The sequence below is a fragment of the Martelella alba genome, assembly GCF_006516955.1.
Lineage (GTDB): Bacteria > Pseudomonadota > Alphaproteobacteria > Rhizobiales > Rhizobiaceae > Martelella > Martelella alba.
On sequence record NZ_VHLG01000004.1, the window covers coordinates 1 to 19,406 of the forward strand.

16 protein-coding genes are annotated in these 19,406 nt (G+C 59.4%); 13 read left to right on the forward strand and 3 right to left on the reverse strand.

Features of this window, described 5'->3' with window-relative positions:
* Positions 1 to 415 precede the first annotated feature (415 nt).
* The 4 genes from FJU08_RS08740 (at position 416) to FJU08_RS08755 (ending at position 5,830) form a co-directional block, all read left to right on the forward strand.
* A complete protein-coding gene (locus tag FJU08_RS08740; RefSeq protein WP_141148627.1) occupies positions 416 to 2,359 on the forward strand; it encodes a M23 family metallopeptidase in 1,944 nt (647 codons plus the stop codon).
* A 363-nt stretch (positions 2,360 to 2,722) separates the two neighbouring features.
* Positions 2,723 to 3,892 carry a COG1470 family protein gene (locus FJU08_RS08745; protein ID WP_141148628.1) on the forward strand — a complete coding sequence of 390 codons (1,170 nt, stop codon included), beginning with the start codon at positions 2,723 to 2,725 and terminating at the stop codon, positions 3,890 to 3,892.
* Positions 3,889 to 4,827: an ABC transporter ATP-binding protein gene (locus tag FJU08_RS08750; RefSeq protein WP_141148629.1), complete on the forward strand. Its 939-nt coding sequence runs from the start codon at positions 3,889 to 3,891 to the stop codon at positions 4,825 to 4,827. Before FJU08_RS08745 ends, FJU08_RS08750 begins: the two co-directional genes overlap by 4 nt.
* Complete coding sequence (locus FJU08_RS08755; RefSeq protein ID WP_141148630.1) at positions 4,817 to 5,830, forward strand: ABC transporter permease; 1,014 nt, start codon at positions 4,817 to 4,819, stop codon at positions 5,828 to 5,830. The genes FJU08_RS08750 and FJU08_RS08755 overlap by 11 nt, the downstream gene beginning before the upstream one ends.
* A gap of 132 nt (positions 5,831 to 5,962) precedes the next feature.
* Here FJU08_RS08755 and clpB read toward each other — a convergent pair whose 3' ends face one another.
* Together clpB and FJU08_RS08765 are read right to left on the reverse strand one after the other, a co-directional pair.
* Positions 5,963 to 8,569 (reverse strand): ATP-dependent chaperone ClpB, encoded by a 2,607-nt coding sequence (clpB, locus tag FJU08_RS08760; protein ID WP_141148631.1) that lies wholly within the window; start codon positions 8,567 to 8,569, stop codon positions 5,963 to 5,965.
* A gap of 199 nt (positions 8,570 to 8,768) precedes the next feature.
* Entirely contained in the window at positions 8,769 to 9,395 is a 627-nt protein-coding gene (locus FJU08_RS08765; RefSeq protein WP_141148632.1) for a ribonuclease D, read from the reverse strand.
* A gap of 149 nt (positions 9,396 to 9,544) precedes the next feature.
* On the opposite strand from FJU08_RS08765, the gene FJU08_RS08770 reads away from it, so the two are divergent.
* The 9 genes from FJU08_RS08770 (at position 9,545) to FJU08_RS08810 (ending at position 18,770) form a co-directional block, all read left to right on the forward strand.
* Positions 9,545 to 10,123, forward strand: a complete 579-nt coding sequence (locus tag FJU08_RS08770; protein WP_141148633.1) for a nucleoside 2-deoxyribosyltransferase — start codon at positions 9,545 to 9,547, stop codon at positions 10,121 to 10,123.
* 48 nt (positions 10,124 to 10,171) lie between these two features.
* Entirely contained in the window at positions 10,172 to 10,534 is a 363-nt protein-coding gene (locus FJU08_RS08775) for a hypothetical protein (RefSeq protein WP_141148634.1), read from the forward strand.
* Positions 10,527 to 11,165: a DedA family protein gene (locus FJU08_RS08780; RefSeq protein ID WP_141148635.1), complete on the forward strand. Its 639-nt coding sequence runs from the start codon at positions 10,527 to 10,529 to the stop codon at positions 11,163 to 11,165. Before FJU08_RS08775 ends, FJU08_RS08780 begins: the two co-directional genes overlap by 8 nt.
* Positions 11,166 to 11,561: 396 nt before the next feature.
* Entirely contained in the window at positions 11,562 to 13,037 is a 1,476-nt protein-coding gene (locus FJU08_RS08785) for a protein kinase domain-containing protein (protein WP_181409790.1), read from the forward strand.
* 368 nt (positions 13,038 to 13,405) lie between these two features.
* Positions 13,406 to 15,169 (forward strand): alkaline phosphatase, encoded by a 1,764-nt coding sequence (locus FJU08_RS08790; RefSeq protein ID WP_141148637.1) that lies wholly within the window; start codon positions 13,406 to 13,408, stop codon positions 15,167 to 15,169.
* A 67-nt stretch (positions 15,170 to 15,236) separates the two neighbouring features.
* Positions 15,237 to 15,710: a hypothetical protein gene (locus tag FJU08_RS08795; RefSeq protein ID WP_407943693.1), complete on the forward strand. Its 474-nt coding sequence runs from the start codon at positions 15,237 to 15,239 to the stop codon at positions 15,708 to 15,710.
* Between the two features lie 29 nt (positions 15,711 to 15,739).
* Positions 15,740 to 16,417: an ABC transporter ATP-binding protein gene (locus FJU08_RS08800; RefSeq protein WP_141148638.1), complete on the forward strand. Its 678-nt coding sequence runs from the start codon at positions 15,740 to 15,742 to the stop codon at positions 16,415 to 16,417.
* 2 nt (positions 16,418 to 16,419) lie between these two features.
* Positions 16,420 to 17,670: an ABC transporter permease gene (locus tag FJU08_RS08805; RefSeq protein ID WP_141148639.1), complete on the forward strand. Its 1,251-nt coding sequence runs from the start codon at positions 16,420 to 16,422 to the stop codon at positions 17,668 to 17,670.
* A gap of 155 nt (positions 17,671 to 17,825) precedes the next feature.
* Entirely contained in the window at positions 17,826 to 18,770 is a 945-nt protein-coding gene (locus FJU08_RS08810; RefSeq protein ID WP_141148640.1) for an AEC family transporter, read from the forward strand.
* A 6-nt stretch (positions 18,771 to 18,776) separates the two neighbouring features.
* On the opposite strand, the gene FJU08_RS08815 is transcribed toward FJU08_RS08810, so the two are convergent.
* Positions 18,777 to 19,388, reverse strand: a complete 612-nt coding sequence (locus tag FJU08_RS08815) for a c-type cytochrome (RefSeq protein WP_141148641.1) — start codon at positions 19,386 to 19,388, stop codon at positions 18,777 to 18,779.
* Positions 19,389 to 19,406: the final 18 nt, after the last annotated feature.

Consider the following 19,406-nt stretch of genomic DNA (forward strand, 5'->3'; position numbering starts at 1 on the left):
GCTTATAGACCTACCTAACCAATACCGTCAACGCATATTCCAAACTTTTTCCTAAAAATCGAATAACGCATTGGTTTTAAATCTTATTTTTGAGATCCCGGTCATGTAAAGCCCGCTATTGACGTTTACGCAAGCAGCGGCGAACCGCTTGCCTGGCCCTCGCCTGGCTCATCTGACTGTGGATGTCGGGAGCAAAAAAAGAAGCTCGCCTTCAAACCGCCTTTTTGGCATCCTCTTTTTGGGTTGGTATAGAGATTGCGCGCGCGTGATCGCCCGTTATATGGAATTATCGGGGGCCCGGCATGGGCGGTCGCATGGGCCTGGCAAGCCATGCGGTTTGACTTTCAGGGTTATTTTAGGCAAATGGGGCGTCAATCGATCCTGTTCGAATGACTGGCCACAAGACGGCAGCTAAATGAAAAAGAAGAAGAATCCGGTCCGTACTTTCGGCACGCAGCGGCCCATCCTTGCTGACGGGCGCCGTGTTCCGGATCGGCGTGAAATTTCGTTGCGCTGGCTGGCGGGCGCCTGCCTGACGGGCGTCACCAGCACGGTCCTGATGGCTGTTGCCCTTTCGGCCGCCGTTGACGGACGGCAACGCCTTGCCGCGCCTGCGGCCGCCTTTGCAAAATCCCGCATCCCGGATGCGGAAATTGATGGCAATGGCCAAACGCGTGGCAATCGGCTCGTTGCCATTCCCGTCTATGCCAAACCGTCCAACAAGCGCATTATCAACGTGCCGACCGTGGTGAAACAGGCTGATCGCGATGTTATTCATTACGAGCCTTTTTCCGAAGTGAAGATGGCACTCGCCGCCAACTACGGCGATATCCCGGATTATCCTGCCTTTGATCCTTTCGCGGTCTTTTCCACCGGCAACAAGACACCCTCTGCCTCGAGCGGTGACGTGATCTACGATGCCGACGTTGAAGGTGAGGTCGAGCTGAAGACCGTGGACTTCCCGCTTTCGGGAAGCGATATGCCCTTCGCTGGCTCGATGAGTGAGGACGACATCGCCGCGGTCATCACGCAGAACGAGAATGCCATTAGTGATGCTGCTGACGACGTATCGATGCTGGGTTATGTCGACCCCGACCGTTTTGATCCGGTTCCGGCAAGTGTCACGGCGATCGCGCCCGGCCTTGCCGCTCATGTCGTCAATGAAAACGTATCGGTCAGCCCGCTCCAGACGGTCATCACCCAGGATTTCAGCGATGACGTCCTGGCCGTCCGGCAACCGATCGACGCCAGTACCTTTTTGAAGGCGGCCGGCTATCCACCGCAACAAGCCGATGACATCGCCAGGATGTTCAAAACCCAGATAAGCTCATCGCAGCTTGCTGAAGGCGATGTTGTGCGGATAGGCCTTATCCGTTTCGGCAGGAATGTGCGCGTCGCCCGCGTCAGCCTCTACCGAAAAAACCGGCACGTCCTGACCATGGCGCTCAATGACAAGAACCAGTTTGTACGCGGAACCGAACCGGCTCTTTCAGAGGCCGTTGCCAATGCGGCAAACAGCCCTGATGACTTTATCATCGGGACGTCGCAAAAGCCCGTCAAGGTCTATGACGGCATATACCGTGCAGCCCTCTCCTATGGCCTGACGGACGACATGATCGCGGAACTGATCAGCCTGCTCGCCAGCAAGGTGGATCTACAGGCAACGGCCGGTCCTGACGATCATATGGAACTGTTCTTCTCGGACGCAGACCCCGAAGGCCGGGCCAGCGCGTCATCGGAACTTTTCTATATTGACGCACGCATCGCCGACAATGACATCCGGCTCTATCGCTACCGCGACCCGAAAACCGGCGAGGTCGACTATTTCGACCAGAATGGCGAGAGCATCAAACAATTCCTGCTGCGAAAGACCGTCCCCAACGGCGTCTTCACTTCAGGGTTCGGCATGCGCCGCCACCCGGTGCTCAAATATGCCCGCATGCATCCCGGCGTCGACTGGGCCGCTCCGGTCGGTACGCCGATCATCGCCGCCGGCGATGGTGTCGTGGAAAAGGCCGGCTGGGATGGCGGCGGTTATGGCAACCAGACCATCATCCGCCACGCCAATGGCTATGAGACGTCCTATAATCACCAGAGCAAGATCGAGTCCTGGGTCAAGCCCGGCGTGAAGGTTAAACAGGGTCAGGTGATCGGTCGTGTGGGCGCAACAGGCCTCGTTACCGGCGCACACCTGCATTATGAAGTCATCGTTAACGGCACGAAGGTGGACCCGATGAAGGTCCGCTTCCCCAATGCCGACCCGCTGACCGGCGATGCGCTGGTCCGCTTCGATGCCGAACGGGATCGGATTGACGCCCTTCTCGGCAATCAGAGTGACAACAAACTCGCCAGCCGCTGATCCCGTCGTCAGTTCTGCCCCCGGCACGACAGAAATATCTTACAGCTAAAGACGGTCTCAACCGCGCCTTCGCGCGATAGACCTGTGCCAAAAACCTGTTTTTATCTTTTTGTTTCCCGATTATGGCCAAAGATTGCCAGAATTTAATAATCGCAACCTCACTTTATTTGAACGCCCCCACCCCTTGAAACAATTGATTTTGTGAGCGGAACGCGTCTTCCCGCACCGATCAAGATGAACACTTGTTAATATTGTGGCCGGACTTTCGCCAAAATCTCGTCACGTAAATTCCGGGCGACGTCGCAGTCAGAAACGCCATGGCATCAGATCCAAACGCTTTCACCAGAAGAAGGGGAAGAAGCGATGAATAAGTTTTGCCCGATGCTGGCGGCCACAGCCGTCGGTACACTCATGCTTGCGTCCACGGCGATGGCCGACAACATGCAACCGACCGGCCTGTGGCTGACCACGGATTTTCCCGCGATCACGGAAAGTCTCGGCAAAGACGCTTCGATGGAGCTTTCGCTCACCAATTCCAACCTCCCGCCTGCCCGGGTCAATTTCGATGTTTCGGGACTTCCCGCCGGCTGGAATGCCGAATTTGACGGTTCGGGCAAGCCGGTCAACGCCGCAATGGTGGCCGAGGGCAAGAGCGAGAACGTCACGCTCAAGGTGTCCCCGGCTGGCGATGCCAAGGCCGGGACCTATCATTTTACTGTTGAGGGCAAGACCGATAGCGGCGAAATCCTGAAACTGCCGATCGCCATGACGCTAGCTGCGGGTGAACCCGACCATATCGATCTGTCGGCAAAGCTTCCGGCTCTCAAGGGCACGCCGACGTCCAATTTCGATTATGACGTCACCATCGACAACGACAGCGCGGAAGCAGCAACCCTGAACCTCGTCGCCGATGCACCGCCCGGCTTCACCACGGTGTTCAAGGAACAATATGGCAGCCAGGAACTGACCAGCCTGCCCTTCAAGGCTGGTGAATCCAAGACCATCAAGGTTTCGGTAAAGCCGCCGCGCGGTGCATCTGCCGGCCAGTATCCGGTGGTCATCAGTGCCGCAAGCTCGAAGACAGAAGGCAAGACCCAGCTGGAACTTGATGTCAGCGGCCAGCCCGAAATCGCACTTTCCGCCAAGGACGGCTTGCTTTCGGGCCGTGCCGAAGCCGGCAAGGAGCAGACCTTCAACTTCACAGTCGCCAATTCCGGCTCCGCCCCTGCTCAGGATGTCAAGGTCGCAGCCTCTGCCCCGAATGGCTGGAAGATCACCACCACGCCAGCCTCTGCCCCTGAAATCGATCCCGGCCAGTCGCAGGATTTCACTGTCGCCATGACACCGGCCGACAAGGCGATTGCCGGTGACTATGTCGTCAATATCCGTGCCGCGGGCCAGGGCGTCAATGACAGCCAGAAATTCCGCGTTACCGTTGCCACCTCCACCGAGTGGGGCATTGCCGGTCTTGGCCTGATCGCCGCCGCAGTCGTCGTGCTTGGTGCCGCCGTCACCCGGTATGGCCGCAGATGAGCGCGCCCGTCATCGAGGTTGAAAACCTCACAAAGCGCTACAGGAATACCGTCGCTGTCGACGGTATCAATCTCACCATCGGGCGGGGCGAGATCTTCGGCCTGCTCGGCCCCAATGGTGCCGGCAAAACCACAACGATCCTGATGTTGCTCGGCCTCACCGAACCGACCTTCGGCTCGGTACGCATTCTCGGGCATGACCCGCTGCGCGAGCCGCTCGAGGTCAAGCGCCGGGTCGGCTATCTGCCGGATGCAGTCGGTTTTTACGACCAGCTTTCGGCGCGTGAGAATCTGGCTTTCACGGCAAGGCTCGGCGGAATTGGCGCCGAGGATGCAAGCGCCAGGATCGAGCAGGCAATGGCACGAGTGCGCCTCACCGACGTGACAGACCGGCGGGTTTCGTCCTTTTCCCGCGGCATGCGCCAGCGGCTCGGCATCGCCGAGCTTCTGGTCAAGGGCAGCGAGGTCGCCATTCTCGATGAGCCGACGGCGGGTCTCGACCCGCAATCGACCCAGGAACTGCTCGAACTGATCGTCACCCTGTCGCGCGAAGGCATGACGATTGTTCTGTCCTCGCACCTTCTTTCAATGGTCCAGGCCATCTGCACCCGCGTGGCACTGTTCAACAAGGGCAAAGTCGGTCTTCTTGGCCGTGTCCCGGATCTGGCGAGCCAGGTCCTTGGTGGCGCCTATGTCATTGAGGCTGAGATTGCAGATATCGATCCTGAAGCCACGCTTTCCAACCTTGAGGGTGTCACCCGCGTGTCGCCAATGCAGTCGGGCCTGACGCGCATCGACGCCACCGGCGATGTGCGCAGCGCCGTCGCCAGAACGGTCGTCGAGGCAGGCGGAACGCTGAAGAGCCTGTCAATCAGCCGCTCCGACCTTGACGATGTCTATGCCCGCTATTTCGAGGAGGTGTCCCATGCCGCCTGACGCCACCACTGCCGATCAAAGCCCGGCCGTGCTTTCCGGCACCGGCCACAAGCCTTCGAAAGGATCACCCTTTCAGGGGCTCGCCACTGTTGCGCTGAAGGAAGCGGCCGATCATATGACCTCGCCGCGCATGCATCTGGTCATGTTGCTGATGGTGCTGACAGCGATCGGCGCGATCTATGCGGCGATCGGTCAGATCAAGAACACGGTGAGCGAGGATCCTTTCCTCTTTCTCAACCTGTTCACGCTCGCCAAACAGCCCTTCCCTTCCTTTGTCGCCCTGCTCAGCTTTCTCTTGTCGCTGGTCGGCATCACGCTGGGCTTCGACGCGGTGAACGGCGAATATAATCGCCGCACCATGAGCCGTATCCTGTCGCAACCAATCTATCGCGACGGGCTGCTCGCCGGCAAATTCCTCGGTGCATTGCTGGTTGTCGCCATCAATCTGATTGCGCTGTTCCTGCTGGTTACCGGCATGGGCATTCTGATGCTCGGCCTGCCGCCGTCAGGCGAGGAGGCATTGCGCGGTCTCGCCTTCCTGATCACCTGCCTTGCCTATTCCGGTGTCTGGTTGGCGGTGGCGATGCTGTTTTCAACCGTGTTCCGAACGCCGGCCACCTCGGCACTTGCCGCCCTCACGCTCTGGCTGATCTTCACATTGTTCTGGAGCATGATCGCACCGGGTGTCGCCAGCATCATCGCCCCCATCGATCCCTATAATCCGATGACGGCCATTCATCAGGCCGAGATCACCCAGGTGATCTCCCGCTTCTCGCCATCCACCCTGTTCGGCGAGGCGGCGACCGGGCTTCTCAACCCGGCAACACGGTCACTTGGTCTGGTCTTCATGAGCCAGATGCAGGGCGCCATCCCCGGCGCTCCGCTGCCGCTGGATCAGAGCCTGCTTCTGGCCTGGCCGGAGCTTGCCGGCCTGATTGCCGCCATGGTGATCGTTTATGCCATCGCCTATATCGCCTTCCAGCGGCAGGAAATCAGGGCCTGACACCGCAAGCGTCGTGCGATAGCGCCCCGTCGGATCGCGGTCCGGCGGGGCTTTTTTTGCCCGCTAACATTGATGCAAAAAGACCGCGCAGACAAAGCTGCGCGGTCTTCCTTCATTTGGCAAAATCGGCCCTTAAGCGACATCTTTCATGCTGCCGCTGACATAGAAGATCAGACGGTCCGAACCGGCGCTGACCTTCACATGCGCGCCATCCTCGATCTCGCCGCCGAGGATCTTTTCGGCCAGCGGGTCCTGGACGGTCTGCTGGATCACCCGCTTCAGCGGGCGGGCACCATAGGCCGGATCATAGCCCTTGTCCGCCAGCCAGTCGCGGGCGTCAGCCCCGAGATCAAGCGTGATCTTGCGATCGGCCAGCAGCGCTTCCAGACGCTTGAGCTGGATATCGACGATCGCGCCCATATCCTGACGATGCAGCCTGTGGAACAGGATGATGTCATCGACGCGGTTCAGGAATTCCGGCCTGAAGGCCGCGCGGACAACGCCCATGACCTGCTCGCGCGCTGCTTCCGAATCCTCGTTTTCGCCGAGCTGGGTCAGATATTCGGCACCGAGGTTCGACGTCATGATGATGATCGTGTTGCGGAAGTCGACCGTGCGGCCCTGGCCGTCGGTCAGACGCCCGTCATCGAGCACCTGCAGCAGCACGTTGAACACATCCGGATGCGCCTTCTCGATCTCGTCGAACAGCACGACCTGATAGGGACGACGGCGAACCGCTTCGGTCAGCGCGCCACCCTCGTCATAACCGACATAGCCGGGAGGCGCACCGATCAGCCGGGATACGGAGTGCTTCTCCATATATTCCGACATATCCATACGCACCATGGCCGTCTCGTCATCGAAGAGGAAGCGGGCCAGCGACTTGGTCAGCTCGGTCTTGCCGACGCCGGTCGGTCCGAGGAAGATGAACGAGCCGATAGGCCGGTTCGGATCCTGAAGCCCGGCCCGTGCGCGGCGCACGGCGCGCGAAACCGCCTGAACGGCATCGCCCTGACCGACAACCCACTGCGCCAGTTCATCTTCCATCCGCAGCAGCTTCTCGCGCTCGCCTTCCAGCATCTTGTCGACCGGAATACCGGTCCAGCGCGAGACGATCTGGGCGATGTTGTCGGGGGTGACAACCTCCTGCAACATGGCTTCCGCCGTCGTGGAATGATCTTCCTGCTCCGCTTCGGCCAGCTCTTTCTCCAGCTTCGGGATCGAACCATAGGCCAGTTCACCGGCCTTCTGGTATTCACCACTGCGCTGGGCGATCGCCAGTTCGTTGCGGGCTGCATCAAGCTGCTTCTTCAGATCGGCCGCCCGGTTGAGCTTGCTCTTTTCCGACTGCCAGCGCGCCGTCAGCGCGTCGGCCTGTTCGGTGAGCGAGGCAAGCTCGCCTTCGAGCCGGTCCAGCCGGTCCTTCGAGGCCTGGTCCGTCTCCTTCTTCAACGCTTCCCGCTCGATCTTGAGCTGGATGATGCGCCTGTCGAGTTCATCAAGCGCTTCCGGCTTGCTGTCGACCTGCATGCGCACGCGGCTTGCGGCCTCGTCCATCAGGTCAATCGCCTTGTCCGGCAGAAACCGGTCGGTGATGTAGCGGTTCGAAAGCGTCGCGGCCGCCACCAGCGCGCTGTCGGAGATGCGCACCTGATGGTGCTGCTCATATTTTTCCTTCAGACCGCGCAGGATCGAGATCGTGTCTTCCACCGTCGGCTCGTCCACCATGACGGGCTGGAAACGACGGGCAAGCGCCGGGTCCTTTTCGACATGCTGGCGATATTCATCGAGCGTCGTTGCACCGACGCAGTGCAGCTCGCCGCGGGCAAGCGCCGGTTTCAGAAGGTTCGACGCATCCATGGCGCCATCAGCCTTGCCGGCACCGACCAGCGTGTGCATCTCGTCGATGAACAGGATGATGTTGCCGTTTTCGGACTGAACCTCGTTCAGTACCGCTTTCAGCCGCTCCTCGAACTCACCGCGATATTTTGCCCCGGCAATCAGCGCGCCCATATCGAGCGCCATCAGCTTCTTGTCCTTCAGGCTTTCCGGCACATCGCCGTTAACAATGCGCAGCGCAAGACCTTCGGTGATCGCCGTCTTGCCGACGCCGGGTTCACCGATCAGAACCGGATTGTTCTTGGTCCGGCGCGACAGAACCTGGATCGTGCGGCGGATTTCATCATCGCGGCCGATCACCGGGTCAAGCTTGCCGTCTCTGGCCTCTTCGGTCAGATCGCGGGCATATTTCTTCAGAGCGTCGTAGGACTGTTCGGCACTGGCGCTGTCGGCCGTGCGGCCCTTGCGGATTTCGTTGATCGCCGTATTGAGCCCGTTCGGCGTGACACCGGCATTGGCAAGCGTCGTCGCCGTTGACGCGCTTTTTTCAACCGCAAGCGCCAGCAGCAGCCGTTCGACGGTGACGAAACTGTCGCCGGCCTTTTTGGCAGCGTCTTCGGCGGTGTTAAAAACCTTGGCGAGCGGCTGCGCCAGATAGACCTGGCCATTACCACCAGCCACTTTCGGCAATTTGGCAAGCGCTGCATCATTGGCGAAGCGCGCCTTGGCGGGATCACCGCCAGCACGCGTGATCAGCGACGCGGCCATGCCCTGCTCGTCATCGAGCAGAACCTTCAGAAGATGTTCGGGCGTGAACTGCTGGTGCCCTTCACCCAGCGCATAGGTCTGCGCTGACTGCAGGAAACCACGAACGCGCTCCGAATATTTTTCGACATTCATGTCTGCCTCCGTTCCCGCTCCGTCCTTCATCAAGCAACGGTGCGATCCATGAGATTGACCCCCAGTTCAAGCGGCGGGCCGTTTCAAGCCGACGGGCGAATACCCGCCGTTCGGATCAGATATGGTGGCGCGTTTCTGGCGTTTAAAGAGGGGCTTGGCGGATTTTGTTGCCGATATGCAACAGCACTTATTCGTGCCCTTAAGTATGGGCAAAAATGTCATTCTGGTCCCAGCCGGCAAGGTCCAGCCTGGCACGGGTCGGCAGGAATTCGAAGCAAGCGCCGGCAAAATCCATCCGCCCGTCGCGAATCAGCCGTTCCATCAGCTTGTCGCGTAAGCCATGTAGATAGAGGACATCGGAAGCCGCATATTGCAGCTGGGCATCCGACAGCGTCTCTGCCGCCCAGTCGGAGGATTGCTGCGCCTTGGAAATATCGACCTCCAGCATTTCCCGGAGGTTATCCTTCAGACCATGGCGATCGGTATAGGTCCGCGTCAGCTTCGAGGCGATCTTTGTACAGAACACATTTGCTGTCATCACGCCGAAAGTGTGAAACAGAACGGCAATATCAAAACGGCCGTAGTGGAAGATTTTCTGGCGATCCGGATCCGCCAGCATGGCGGTGAGATTGGGCGCTGCCGTCTGTCCGGCAGCAATCTGGATCACATCGGCCGTACCGTCGCCTGGCGACAATTGCACGACACACAGCCGGTCACGGCGGGGGATAAGGCCGAGCGTCTCGGTATCGATGGCGATGGCGCCGGTGTAGCGGGCGGCATCTTCGGCCGTAATGTCTTGTTTATGGACGCGGATTTGTGCTGCCATCCGTCTTCTCCGTTTCAATCTGCCATATTGCTGATCGGGTCATACCCTATCGAGCCCGGGCGCGAAAGCCGACGGCAGGACGTGGGCTTGCGCTTCACCTTGCGGCACGGCATTGTCCGTTCCGCCATTCAACCCCAAAGGGCGGCAGCATGACAGTGAAAGTCTACATGGCGGGTCCGGAAATTTTCTTCGAAAACGGGCTCGAAATCATCAAGATCAAGGCGGATATGGTGCGCGCGGCGGGGCTGGAGCCGCTTTCGCCCGGCGACAGGCCGCTGCCTCCCTGCGAAACGCCCTTCGAAACCGGTATGGCCATCAGCGCCTCGGATGAGGAGATGATGCTCGAATCCGACGCCATCATCGCCAATCTGACTCCGTTTCGCGGTATCTCTGCCGATCCCGGCACCATTTTCGAGGTTGGCTTCATGTGTGCGCTCAACAAGCCCGTCTTTGCCTATTCCAACATCGCCGACGGGCATACCGCCCGGCTGATGGACTATTATCGCAGCGCGGTGACGCGAGCCAGCGACGGATTTCTGCGTGGTCCTGACGGAATGATGGTCGAGGATTGCGACATGACCGAAAACCTCATGGTCGACGGCGGTATTCTGCGGCGACACGGCATCCTCACGGCAGCCGAAGATGCAACGACAGCCGCACTTGACGACCTGACGGAATTCCGTAAATGCCTCGTCAAGGCATCCGCGCGCCTGAAAGCGCTCGCCTGAGGGAGGAAAGCAGGGCAAAATCGGGCGGGACAGAACAGGAGGCATGCGATGACATTTCCGTACAGAACGCTGTGGGTACGCTATCGCGGCCTGTCGATCGCATTTCTCGTCACCGCCCTGCTCACGCTGGTCTTCGGCCTTAAATTCATTCTGTCCGTTTATTACTGGCATAATCCCGAACACCAGAGCATGCAGATCAGGGGCTGGATGACACTCGGCCACGTGGCGATGATGTACCATGTCAGCCCGGACGATCTGGCAGCAGAACTCAATCTGGCGCCCGGCAGTTTTCACCGTCAGACACTGGACCAGCTGGCGCGCGACAAGGGCATCACCACCGGCGCGCTTGAAGAGCAGATCATCATGATTCTGCCCGCGCTTGACGCAGACAAGGACCACCCGCATGAGTGACCAGATCCTGGCGCTGGTGCCACTCTATGGGGTGCCGGTGCTGGCACTTGCGGTGATGTTGTCCTGTATCGGCATTCCGATACCGGCTGCCCTTGTCATGCTGATCGGCGGCTCGATGGTGGCAACCGGGGAAATGAGCCCCGGCCCTTCTTATCTGGCCTCGCTGCTGGCCGCCACGGCGGGTGACCAGATCGGTTTCTGGGTCGGACGGCTCGGCGGCCGGCCAATGATCGAGAAATTCACACGCGACCGTCCGAAACGCGTGGCCATGGTACAGCGGGCCCATGATTTCACCGAGAAGCGCGGCGCATTGGCAATCTTCCTGACCCGCTGGCTGCTGGCGATGATCGGCCCCTATGTCAACCCGGTCGCTGGCGCTTCTGACATGCGCTGGCGAATATTCTCCATCGCCGCCTTTGCCGGCGAGATCATCTGGGTCGGCATCTATATCGGGCTCGGCTACACATTCTCGCACAACATCGTCGCCGTCGCCCAGATTGCCGGCAATGCCAGCGGCTTCGTCGCTGCCGGCCTTGCCACGCTGTTCCTCGGCTGGCGCATCACCCGTGTGCTGCACATGTCTTTGAAAAACGGCAAGCGGCGTTTCCTGAAGCCGCGTGGCCGGCGCTAAACAGCTAAACCGTCGATTTCGCCGAAACATAACCAAGATCGCCAGGATCCTGCAGCCTCCAGTAACGCTGAGGCTGCCGGACGGTTTCTGCCAGAAGCAATCGCCTCCCGGAACGCTCCGATTGCAGTGTGCCCCCCTTTGAAACATCCACCTTGGCCTTCCTGAATAGCGCTTTTTCAGCATCTCCAGGAGTGCTCCGCGCGATCCTCACCGTCTATTCCAGCAACAGGAAAAACCCCCCACCGGTTAGCCAGAGGAAATAATAATACATAATATTATTATCTCTTATATAATATATTTCAGAAAAATTGATGGATATAATAATCAATAAAAATTGTTATTTCGATTTTATACCTGTATTCTGATATCCACATAAGTCACAAGCAAGGAAAAACTGTGGTTATCTCAACCGAAACTCGTGGTATAAAATTACCGCATCGAAACGCACCTGCAGAACCACAACGTCAGGTTGCTTGCAATTCAAGAGGACCTCTCGTCGAGCTTGCCAGACGCGCGGGAAACAAGGAAAATGTCGCCCCCCGTACAGACAACCAGACGGATGCCCTGAGGCTGACAAACAATAACTGCAAGGCAATCGCAAAAGGCGGCTTTGGCCAGGTCTTCAGGGCCTCGGGCACCCCCTATAATAACGGCAATCCAGTCGCGATCAAAGTTCTGCACCGCAACGACGCAAAAGCTGTTGTTGAGATGGACAGGGAGGCAGCGACCGGACAAAAGCTCGGCCAAAGCGACAACATCGTCAAAATCTTCGGTAGAACCAGAGTCGTTCCGCCCGGACACGAGGCGGCATTTGGCCCTGTCGAAGCACTGGTGATGGAACATATTGATGGCCCGACACTCACTGAACTGCAGACACGTGCCAAGTATTTGTATGACCACAACATCATCTCGCACGAAGCATACTGGAGCGCGACCCAGTTCCTTCTGCGCGGCGTTGCCAAGGGCCTTTCCGACATGGCTGAAAAGAATTTTGTCCACACAGACATGAAAGGGGATAATGCAATTTATGACCGCCATAGCGGTACGGTCAAACTGATTGATCTTGGCGGTGCAGTAAAGACGGATCAGACAAACCACATTTGCTATACACCCGTGTTCGCCTCGCCGGAACAATGGAAATCCATGAATCTGGGGCACCCCTTGAGACCGGAAGAAAACCGCACGATCGATTCCTTCCCCGTAGGGCAGATGGCATATTTCGCCGGAGAAGGTCACCAGAGATATTTCGGCATCAGGCCAGACAAAGGTCACCGCAACTTCAAGGCCCAGGTCATGAATGAAATTCAACGGCGCGACGTCAGCCGCTCACATTGGCACCAGCCGTCCATTCCGATTGACCGCAACGCGCAGAACATGAATGGGCAGGTTTTACCCGCGGGCACCCATGGTGCGGATACTGCATATACGAGCTTCGTGAACAACGCGACGGCTTACTCCGCGAGATACCGGCCACCACCGCAGGACCTGGCAAAAGCGAAGTTTCTATCAGATCCGATGCTCAGCGACGACAAGGTCAAAGACGTGATAGAGCGCATTATGACCTTTGCAAACGCCGAAGTGAGGCCGCTCGTCAAGCCAAATCGCGACCGACCCAAAGCCGCAGAACCGGTATTATTCGAGCAAATGGTGCCGCGCCGGAAAAAACTCGAGCTCGCCGCCGTCGCAAATGCTGCTGCCAACAGTGCCCGCGCCAGAACCGCCCGAATTGCCGCGGCCGAACAGGCCCGTGCCGCAATCCCGCGAAAGGCTGTGGCCGAACATGGCCCCGCCAGAGAAATGAGAAATGCCGCGCCTCTCCGCCGCGACACCCCACAGGCGCCACCCCGTCTCAAGCGGGAGACGGTCGTCTAGCGCATGATTGCGAGAGCAGGCCTTGCCGTTCGGCAAGCATGAAATCAGTTTCAAACCCCTGGAACGCGGTGTGCCCGGACGGCCATGCCGCGTTCCTGTTGCTGCCAAAGACGGCAGACCGGCCATTCACCCGGCCCCCGCTCATACGCAGCGGAGAAATGTCTGATCCGCGCGCGGGAAGCGAGACGCTGGCGGCACAGACCGCCCGCACATAGCCGATAAACCTTCTTTCGCTTCCGCGTTTTCACAGGGTGACCGCCGCTTAAGGACACAATGCCGCGCAGTGACGGCCTGTCATCCCTCTGTCACTGCACGGCGCTAACCAGACCGCGCAGCCAAATTTTCAACGCATCCCGGAAAAGGTCATCATGCGCGCTCGTCTCACCCTTCTCGCCGCCGCGACATTTCTCGCCGGCACCGCCAATGCAGCCACCATCTACCCGCTCGACAGGGCGACCGTTCTTGTCGGTTCGCCGTTCGACTTCAAGGTCGAGCTGGACCAGACCTATACGCCAGATCAGGTCGAGGTCACGGTCAACGGCAAGCCTTATGCCGATATCTTCGGTTCTGAAGCCGAATTCATTGCCGATGAAAAAGGCAAAGACGATGCAAGCCTCGGCTCGGCGCTGATCCTGCGTGACCTGAGCCTCGCCGAAGCCGGAGACTACACCGTTGCCGTCAAGGCAGGTGATGAGGAAAAGACCGTGACCTGGACGGTCTATGGCACACCGGAAAAGCCCGTTGCCAAGAACATCATCTTCTTCCTCGGCGACGGTCTTTCCGTCGGTCACCGCACCGCCGCCCGCATCATGTCCAAGGGCATGACCGAGGGCAAGGCCGATGGCCGCCTCAACATGGATGATCTCGACCACATGGCCTTCATCGGCACCTCGTCGACCCATTCGATCGCCACCGATTCGGCAAACACCATGTCGGCCTATATGACCGGCCACAAGAGCCGGGTAAACGCACTTGGCGTTTATGCCGACCGCACCCCCCCGAGCCAGGACGACCCCAAGGTCGAGACCATTGCCGAGGCGCTGCGCCGCCAGACAGACAAATCGATCGGCGTCGTCTCCACCGCTGAACTGGAAGATGCAACACCGGCCGCGACCGTTTCCCACACCCGCCTGCGCGGCGACAAGGCCGATATCGTCGGCATGTTCTACAAGGTTCAGCCGGACGTCATGCTCGGCGGCGGCTCTGCCTATTTCCTGAATTCCGACGTGCCCGGCTCGAAGCGCAAGGACGACAAGGATTATATCGCCATGTTCAAGGACGCCGGCTATACCGTCGTCTCCACGGCAACCGAAATGAACACCGCAGATCAGGACGGTGCAACGAAGCTGCTCGGTCTGTTCCATCCCGGCAATATGGATGTGAAACTCGATCGTTCCTTCCTGAAAAAGGGCACTGTCGAGGAATATCCCGATCAGCCCGGCCTGCCGGAAATGACCAAGGTCGCGATCGACAATCTGTCAAAGAATGACAACGGCTTCTTTCTGATGGTTGAAGGCGCTTCCATCGACAAGATGAGCCACCCGATGGACTGGGAACGCTCAATCGTTGACGTTATCGAATTCGACAAGGCGATCGGTACGGCAATGGAATTTGCCAAGACCCATCCCGACACGATGATCGTTGTCACCGGCGACCACACCCACGGCGTCTCGCTGATCGGTACAATCGATGACAGCGTACCGGGTGATGACATGCGCGAAAAGGTCATGACCTATGACAGCGCCGGTTTCCCGAACTATGTCGATGCCAACAAGGATGGCTATCCCGACAGCGTTGATGTTTCGCGCCGGCTCGCCATCTTTGCTGCCGACTTCCCGGATTATTACGAGACCTGGGGGCCGAAGATGGATGGCCCGTTCGAGCCGACCGTCAAGGATGAAAACGGCAATTACGTCGCCAATGACGCCTATAAGGATGTTCCCGGCGCAACGCTGCGGATCGGCAATATTCCGAAGAATGCCTCGACTGCCGTGCACGCCGTCGATGACGTTGTTCTGCAGTCGACTGGCCCCGGTTCGGAAGGCTTCAAGGGCTATATGGAAGAATCGGATGTCTATGGCGTGATGGCGGATGCTTTCGCGCTGGGCACCAGCCAGAAGCAGGCCGATTAAGGCTTTGTCTCAGAAAACCGGGCGGGCCGCCCGCCCGGTTTTCTGAATTTCCAGACGGAACACCATGATGACGACGAAGGCTACCTCTCCCGTACTTTATTCGCGACGGCAGACGCTTGTTCTGAGCGGCGCGGCTTTGATCGCAGGGATCGCCCGCCCTGCCCTTGCCGCACCGCCGATTCTGGCCTTTGACGAGATTTACGGTGCCTATTCACCGCTTGGCATGACCTATTCCGACAAGACCAAGGCACTCACCGGGGAAGAGATCCGTATCCGCGGCTTCATGGCTCCGCCGCTGAAGGCCGAGGCGCAGTTTTTCGTACTGACGGAAATCCCGATGTCGATCTGCCCCTTCTGCTCGACCGACAGCGACTGGCCGGACAATATCATCGTCGTCTATCTTGACCGCCGGCAGACTTTCGTCCAGCCGAACCAGATGATTGAGGCAAAGGGCCGCCTGGAACGCGGCTCATGGAGCGATCCCGACACCGGCTTTGTCAGCCAGCTGCGCCTGCGCGAGGCGCGTTATTCGAAGGTCTAGACCCCGCCACCGTCATCTGGAAACATCCCATGCCCGCCCTTGAACTTCGCGATATTGCCGTTTCCTTTGAAGGCCTTGCAACACCGGTGCTTGCCATCGACAGGCTGGAAATTGCCGCCGGCGAGCATGTTGCCATTTCCGGTCCGTCCGGTTCGGGCAAATCCACCTTCGTCAACATCGTCACCGGCCTTGAACGCCTCAAGGGTGGACAGGCCATCTGGGGTGAGACCGACCTCGCCACGCTTTCCGAGAGCAGACGCGACCGCTGGCGCGGCGAAAATATCGGCCTGGTGATGCAGGATTTTCATCTCTTTTCCGGGCTTTCAGCGCTCGAAAACGTGCTTTTGCCAGCCCGCCTTTGCCACCGGCTCACGCCCGCGCTCAGGGATCGCGCGGCAGCGCTTCTCTCCGACGTCGGGTTGACCCGCGTCCGCCAGCAGGTCGAAACCATGTCACGCGGCGAGATGCAGCGCGTTGCCATTGCCCGTGCATTGCTGCGCGAACCTGCAATCCTTGTCGCCGACGAACCGACCGCCAGCCTTGACGCAGAGGCTGGCGCAGCCGTCGCCGGCCTGCTGCTTCAGCTTGCCGCCCGCCGGGAGACGACGTTGATCGTCGTTTCCCATGACGAACGCCTGCTCGAACCGATGCAGCGCCGTCTCAGATTCCGCACCGGCCGGATCGTCGCCGACGAATGGAGGCCCTGATCATGCTCCGTTTTATTGCCGCCGATCTCAAACGTCTGTGGGCCGGATCACTGGTGATCATTCTTCTCGTCACGCTTGCAACGGCACTCGGCGTTACCGTCACCCTGTCAGAACGAGCTCTGCGGCTCGGCAGTGCCCGCGCCTCTGAGAAATTCGATCTGATCATCGGGGCACCGGGCAGCGAAACCCAATTGGTACTGTCATCCGTCTTTCTGCAAGCCGCAGACCTGCCGTTGATGCCGGGTCATGTTCTCACCGATCTTGCCAGCAATCCTCAGGTCGACTGGGCAGCCCCAATCGGCTTCGGTGACAGCTATCAGAGCTATCCGATCGTCGGCACGACCAGCGCGCTGATTTCCGCAACAACGCCGGGTTTTATCTCTGGCGGCATGTTTGCCCATGAGGGTGAGGCCGTGATCGGCGCCGCCGTCAACCTGCCGCTCGGCGCTGAAATAAAGCCGATGCATGGCGATATCGAACATGGTGGCCACACCCATTCGGAGCTCGCCTATCACGTGACGGGAAAGGCGGGTTTCACCGGCACCGCTTGGGACCGTGCCATCATGGTGCCGATCCGCGCCGTCTGGGATATTCACGGGCTGGAAGAAGAACATGAAAACGAGGCCGATCATCCGGCCGATGGCGCCCATGAGGATGAACACCACGAAATCGACTCGACTGCTCCGCTCGATGAAGACTTTTCCCGCGCCGAACCACCGGGCCTGCCTGCCATTCTGGTGAAGCCAAAAACCATTGCCGATGCCTACAAGCTGCGCCAGTCCTATCGCGAGGATCACGAGACGCTGGCGGTGTTTCCCGCCGAAGTGCTGACGAAACTCTATGCCACGATGGGGGATGCGCGCCGCGTCCTCTCGGCCATTGCCATTGGCGCACAATTGCTGGTCGCCGCAGCGCTGATGATGGTGACCGTCATTCACATCGCCCAGCGCCGCCGCCAGATCGGCGCGCTCCGCGCCTTCGGAGCGCCGCGCGGCGCCGTTTTCACCATTGTCTGGAGCGAGTTGTTTGCGCTTGTCGGCACGGGCATTCTGCTCGGCTACGGCGCGGGATTTTGCGCTGCAAGAATGATTGCCGACAGCATCGCGACCGAACGCGGCTTCGCCCTGCCTGTCAGCTTCGAACAGGCAGATTTTGCTGGCATCGCCACCGTGCTCGCCGTTGCCGCGCTACTTTCGGCGCTTCCCGCACTGATGGCCTATCGGCAACCGCCCGCCGCAGCGCTTCGGGCTTGAATATTGCGCCGCGAAATCGATTTCGCAACTGCGAGATGGCGAGCAAGGCTTGACTCCCCTTAAACGTGGGAACATTTTCCCTCTGCGCCTGACCTATGCCCGCATTTTTGCGCCGTGATCCCTCCCAAAGCAGGCCCGAGCCCGAAAGTTTCCCTATGCAAGACATCGTCAATAGCGTCCTGCCTCTCTTTATCCTCATTCTGATCGGTTGGGCCATCGTCAGGATCAACTATTTCAAGGCCGACCATGCGGGCATGCTGACGAGCTTCGTCTTCAAAATTGCCCTGCCCATGCTTTTGATGCGCACCGTAGCGGAAGCCAATTTCGCCGATGCCAAGCCGCTGAAGATCTGGCTCTGCTATTTCGCGGCGATCGCCGTTTCATGGACGACGGCAGCATTGATCGCGCGCCGCTTCTTCGGCCGCGACCGCGCCTCCGGTGTTATTATCGGCCTTTCCGGCACCTTCGCCAATGCCGCCTTTATCGGCATTCCGCTGGTCAGCCACGTCGTCGGCAGCGAAGGGCTGATCGTGCTGTCGCTGGTGCTCGCCATCCACATGCCGGTGATGATGGTCACGGCGACCGTACTGGTTGAACACGCCAAGAGCCGCGAGGGCGGCGCGGTCAGCGCGCCGCGCCAGATCGCCTATACGGTTGCCCATAATCTGGTGACGAGCCCGATTGTCGTCGGGCTGTTTTTCGGTGCGATGATCCATCTGTTCAATATTCAGCTTGGCGGACCGGTGCTGACCGTGATCGACATGATCGCCAGCATGGCGGCCCCCGTGGCGCTGATCGCCATCGGTATGACGCTGACCCAGTACAAGGTCTCGGGCAATGTCGGGCTTTTCTCGGTCGTCACTTTCATCAAGCTGATGCTGGTGCCAGCGCTGGTCTATCTCTTCGCCGTACTGCTCGGCCTGCCGCCAGCGGCCAAGGCGGCGCTGGTGTTGACCGGCGCAACGCCTGCCGGCGTGAATTCCTTCGTGCTCGCCAACCAGTTCGGCACGGGCAAGAATGTCGCCGCCTCAACCATTACGCTGACCACCGCGCTCGGCGTCTTCACCGTCAGCTTCTGGGTGCTGATTCTGGGGCTCTGAGGCGTCCTATTCGCTTTTTGCCGGCGCTTCAGCCGCATCTCCCGCCGGCGCCGCTGCGGTATCGGCCGGCACCTGCACCTCGGGGAACGGCACGGGTGCATCCGAGGCTGTCTGCAGATAGGCCAGAAGATCCGCGCGATCCTTGTCGCTGGAAAGCCCGGCAAAGCCCATGGCCGTACCCGGCACATCCTTACGCGGCGCGGTAATGAAGGCATTCAGGTTTTCATAGGTCCAGTGTTTCTGCCCGCCTTCGGCGAACTCCTTCATCGGCGCCGAATAGGCAAAGCCCTGATGGCTGGCGACCGGCCGGTCGACCACACCGTAAAGATTGGGACCGACCTTATTCGGTCCGCCGCTTTCTATCGAATGGCAGGCCTGGCATCGCTTGAAGATCTGCTGCCCCTGATCCGCATTGGCATGGGCCAGCAGTTCGGCCAGCGGCGTTGCCGCAGGTCCCTTTGCTTTCGGCGTTTGCATCCCCTCCGGAACGGCGATTGCAAAGCCTTCCTTCTCCGGCAGGCGCGGGTCGAAAATCGCCTCGGAGACGAAAGAAACCGACATGAGCACGAATAACGTGCCCAGTAGCGCCGCCAGCACCATGTTCAGGTTAAAATTCATCGCTGTCCCGCTCCCTTG